Raw genomic sequence first — 4,831 nt, 5'->3', positions numbered from 1 at the left:
CGGACCTCGCCGAGCTCGCGACCGGCCGACCCCTGCGCCCCGACCACGTCCTGGGCGTCGGCGGGGCGTCGGTGACCCTCGCGCAGCTGACCATGCGGTCCCCGCGCCGCCGCACCCTGGACCTGGGCACCGGGTGCGGGATCCAGGCCCTGCACGCGGCGGCCCACAGCGACCACGTCGTGGCGACCGACGTCTCACGCCGCGCCCTGGTGTACGCAGAGCTCAACGCCGCGCTCGCGGGGGTGCGGCTGGACCTGAGGCACGGGTCGTTGCTGGAGCCGGTCGCCGACGACGCCGCCCGCGGGGAGCTGTTCGACCTGGTCGTGTCGAACCCCCCGTTCGTGATCACCCCCCGCCGCGCCGACGCGCTGCCCGTGTACGAGTACCGGGACGGCGGGCGTGCCGGCGACGACCTGGTGCGTGAGCTCGTCGAGGGGGTCGGGGCCGTCCTGGCGCCGGGCGGTGTGGCCCAGATGCTCGGCAACTGGGAGCACCGTCGGGGCGAGGACTGGCGCGAACGGGTGGGGTCGTGGCTGGACGCGTCCGGCCTGGACGGCTGGATGGTGCAGCGCGAGGTCCAGGACCCGGCCAGGTACGCCGAGACGTGGCTGCGCGACGGTGGCCTCACCCCGGACCGTGACCCGGACGGGTGGGCCGCGGCGGTGGACGCGTGGATGACGGACCTGGAGTCCCGGGACGTGGAGGGGGTGGGGCTGGGGTTCGTGGTGCTGCGGCGGCCACCCCACGCGGGCGCCGGGCCGTCCCTGCGCCGGTTGGAGGAGTGGACCGGCCCGTTGCAGCAGCCGCTGGGGCCGTACCTGGAGGCATGCCTGGAGGCCCACGACCGCCTGACGGTGCTGGATGATGACGCGCTGGCGGGCCTGCACCTGACGGTCGCCCCGGACGTCACCGAGGAGCGGCACCTGCGGCCCGGTGCCACCGACCCCGAGGTGGTGCTGCTGCGCCAGGGCGGGGGGCCGGGACGGACCGTGCAGGTGGGGACGGCCCTGGCGGGCCTGGTGGGTGCGTGCGACGGGGAGCTGTCGGTGGGGCAGGTCGTGGGTGCCCTGGGTGCCCTGCTCGGTGCGCCCACCGAGCAGCTGGCCGCCGAGCTGCTCCCGGCCGTGCGGGACCTCGTCCGCGACGGAATGATGATCATGCCTTCTGATCATGTCCGTTCTGTCCCGTTCGGGCGTGCAGATCGCCTAGCGTTGTCCCGTGCCGACCGCTGACGACGCGCCACGTCCCGTGCCCACCCACACCGCGGTCGGGTCGGTGAGGAGCGGGCGGCGAGCCCCGGCCCTGGTGATCGCGCTGCTCGCGTCGGTCGGGGTGTGGGTGACCTTCTGGGTCTTCGTCACCACGCGCACCGGGCAGCTGGTCGAGCAGGCCGCCTTCGACGGTGCGCGGTACGGCCGGGGTGAGCTGTGGCAGCTGGCCGAGCCGGTGCTGCGGGTGATCTCCGTGCCGTTCATCGCCCTGGTGCTGATCGCCGCGATGACCCTGGCGGCGCTGCGGCGCAGACCGTTGCTCGCGCTGCAGGTCGCGATCCTCATGGGCGGGTCGAACCTCACCACGCAGGTCCTCAAGCACGGGCTGCTGACCCGCCCCGACCTGTCGGTGGGCGACCGGCTGAGCAACGCCCTGCCCAGCGGGCACACCACGGCCGCGGCGTCGGTGGCCGCCGCGCTGCTGTTCGTGGTGCCCCGGCGGCTGCGACCCGCGGCGGCGGTGCTGGGTGCGATCTACACCGCCGCGACCGGGATCTCGACCCTGGTGGGCCGGTGGCACCGGCCCTCGGACGCGGTGGCCGCGGTCCTGGTGGTGGTCGCCTGGGCGGCGCTGGCCAGTGCCCTGGGCGCAGGTCGGGGCCCCGTGGCCACCCGTGAACCGGCGGGGGAGACGGTCGCGGTGGCCTCGCTGCTGGGCGTGGGCGGGGTGTTCGCGGGCATCGGTGCCGCGCTGGCCATGCGCCAGACCGTCGCGGACCTGCCCCAGGGGCTGGAGTCGAGGGGCGAGCTGCTCACCGCCTACGGTGGTGGCGCACTGGGCATCGCGTCGGTCGTGTGCCTCGCGTTCTGCGTGCTGCTGGTCATGCGGCACACCGCCGAACCGCGGGCCGTGGACCGCAGAGGCTTGACCTGACGCCGTAGAGTGCCCGATCGAACGCCCCGTGGTCCCACCACCCGCAGGAAGCAGGTCGGAATGCCCTCAGGTCGCAAGCTCGTGATCGTCGAGTCGCCAGCCAAGGCGCGGACGATCGCCGGTTACCTCGGCGACGACTTCACCGTCGAGGCGTCGGTGGGGCACATCCGCGACCTCCCGCAGCCGTCCGAGCTGCCCGTGGACATGAAGAAGGGCCCGTTCGGGAAGTTCGCCGTCGACGTCGACAACGGTTTCGAGCCGTACTACGTGGTCGACGCCGACAAGAAGAAGAAGGTCACCGAGCTCAAGCGGGCGTTGAAGGAAGCCGACGAGCTGTACCTCGCCACCGATGAGGACCGCGAGGGCGAGGCGATCGCCTGGCACCTGCTGGCCGAGCTGAAGCCCAAGGTCCCGGTCAAGCGCATGGTGTTCCACGAGATCACCCGTGAGGCCATCACCCGCGCGCTGCAGGCCACCCGCGAGATCGACGACCGCCTGGTGGACGCCCAGGAGACCCGCCGCATCCTGGACCGCCTGTACGGCTACGAGGTGTCGCCGGTGCTGTGGCGCAAGGTCCGCCAGGGGCTGTCCGCGGGCCGGGTCCAGTCGGTCGCGACCCGCATGGTGGTCGAGCGCGAACGTGAGCGGATGGCGTTCCGCACCGCCGAGTACTGGGACGTGACGGGCAGCTTCGGGCACCCGAGCCCCGCGTCCGAGGCGCACGAGGGACGCTTCGACGCGAAGCTGGTGCAGCTCGGTGGCCGGCGCGTGGCGACCGGACGGGACTTCGACGACCAGGGCCGCCTGAAGAGCGGCGGCAAGGACGTCGTCCACGTGGGCGAGGACGTGGCGACCGCGGTGGCCGCCGGTCTGCAGGACGCCGCGTTCTCGGTGCTGAGCCTGGAGACCAAGCCGTACACCCGCAAGCCCGCCGCCCCGTTCACGACCTCGACCCTGCAGCAGGAGGCGAGCCGCAAGCTGCGGATGGGGTCGCGGCAGACCATGCGCACCGCGCAGGGCCTGTACGAGAACGGCTACATCACCTACATGCGTACCGACTCCCCGGTGCTGTCCTCGCAGGCGATCGACGCCGCGCGGCGCCAGGCCGCAGAGCTGTACGGGCCGGAGTTCGTCCCGGACAAGGCCCGCGTGTACGCCTCGAAGAACAAGGGTGCCCAGGAGGCCCACGAGGCCATCCGCCCCGCCGGTGACCACTTCCGCACCCCGGCGCAGGTCGCCAAGGAGCTGTCCGGTGACCAGTTCCGCCTGTACGAGCTGATCTGGAAGCGGACGGTCGCCTCGCAGATGGCCGACGCACGCGGCTCGACCGCGTCGGTGCGTGTGGCCGCCGACGTGCCCGCGTCCCCCGCGCTGGCGGAGTCCGGGGCGCAGGGCGACACCCAGGCGGTGTTCGCGGCCTCGGGCACGGTGATCACCTTCCGGGGGTTCCTCGCCGCGTACGAGGAGGGCCGGGACGTCGACCGGTACGCCGAGGAGGGTGGTGCCCGCAAGGGTGACCGCGAGACGCGCCTGCCCCAGATGGCCGAGGGGGACGACCTGGACGCCCGCGACCTGGCCGCTGCCGGGCACAGCACCTCCCCGCCGCCGCGCTACACCGAGGCGAGCCTGGTGAAGGCGCTGGAGGAGCGCGGCATCGGACGGCCCTCGACCTATGCCGCGACCATCTCGGTCATCCAGGACCGTGGCTACGTGACGGCCCGGGGCCAGGCCCTGGTGCCCAGCTGGCTGGCGTTCGCCGTGGTGCGCCTGCTGGAGGAGAACTTCGACCGCCTGGTCGACTACGACTTCACCGCCGCGATGGAGCAGGACCTCGATGCGATCGCCGCCGGCCAGAAGGACCGCGTCGCGTGGTTGACGCAGTTCTACTTCGGTGACGCCGCCCGGGGCCCGGACGCCGAGGGCCTGCGGGATCTGGTGGCGAACCTGGGGGACATCGACGCCCGTGAGGTGAACTCGATCCCGGTCGGCGACGGCATCACCCTGAGGGTGGGCCGGTACGGTCCGTACCTGGAGGGACCCGGCGAGGACGGGGGCGAGCCGCGGCGTGCGTCGGTGCCCGAGGACCTGGCCCCCGACGAGCTGACGGCCGACAAGGCCCGCGAGATCCTCGAGGCACAGCCGGACGGTGACATCGTCCTGGGTGAGGACCCGGGCACGGGCCACACGGTGGTGGCGAAGAAGGGCCGGTTCGGCCCGTACGTCACCGAGCTGCTTCCCGAGCCGGACCTGGACCCGGACCTGTCGGCCGCGGCCCGCAAGAAGGCCCTGGCCGCCCTGCCCAAGCCGCGGACGGCCTCGCTGCTGAAGTCGATGCAGCTGGAGACCGTGACGCTCGACGACGCGCTGCGGCTGCTGGCGCTGCCGCGGGTGGTGGGGACCGACCCCGAGAGCGGCGACGAGATCACCGCGCAGAACGGCCGGTACGGGCCCTACCTGAAGAAGGGCACCGACTCCCGCTCCCTGCCCAGCGAGGAGGCGATCTTCGAGATCACCCTCGAGGAGGCCCTGGCGATCTACGCCCAGCCCAAGCGGGGGCGCGGGGCGTCGGCGGCGGCACCGCTGCGCGAGCTGGGGGAGGACCCGGCCTCCAAGAAGCCGGTGGTGGTCAAGGACGGCCGGTTCGGCCCGTACGTGACCGACGGTGAGACGAACGCGACCCTGCGCA

3 protein-coding genes are annotated in these 4,831 nt (G+C 73.1%); all 3 read left to right on the top strand.

All coding sequences use genetic code 11. The features are described from left to right. Positions 1-1,232 (top strand): methyltransferase (locus N869_RS12930; RefSeq protein ID WP_084137154.1); only part of this gene is annotated, 1,232 nt, incomplete at its 5' end. Then, the gene (locus N869_RS12925; RefSeq protein ID WP_084137152.1) at positions 1,219-2,145 is read left to right on the top strand and encodes a phosphatase PAP2 family protein; all 927 of its coding nucleotides are present in this window, start codon (positions 1,219-1,221) and stop codon (positions 2,143-2,145) included. The genes N869_RS12930 and N869_RS12925, both read left to right, overlap by 14 nt. A 60-nt stretch (positions 2,146-2,205) precedes the next feature. Then, positions 2,206-4,831, top strand: a 2,626-nt coding sequence (topA, locus tag N869_RS12920; RefSeq protein ID WP_035062284.1) for a type I DNA topoisomerase, incomplete at its 3' end; no start/stop codon positions are given.

Source organism: Cellulomonas bogoriensis 69B4 = DSM 16987, assembly GCF_000767165.1.
GTDB lineage: Bacteria > Actinomycetota > Actinomycetes > Actinomycetales > Cellulomonadaceae > Actinotalea > Actinotalea bogoriensis.
The sequence above is the reverse complement of the archived record's forward strand: the minus strand, read 5'-3'. Positions and strand labels throughout refer to the sequence as shown.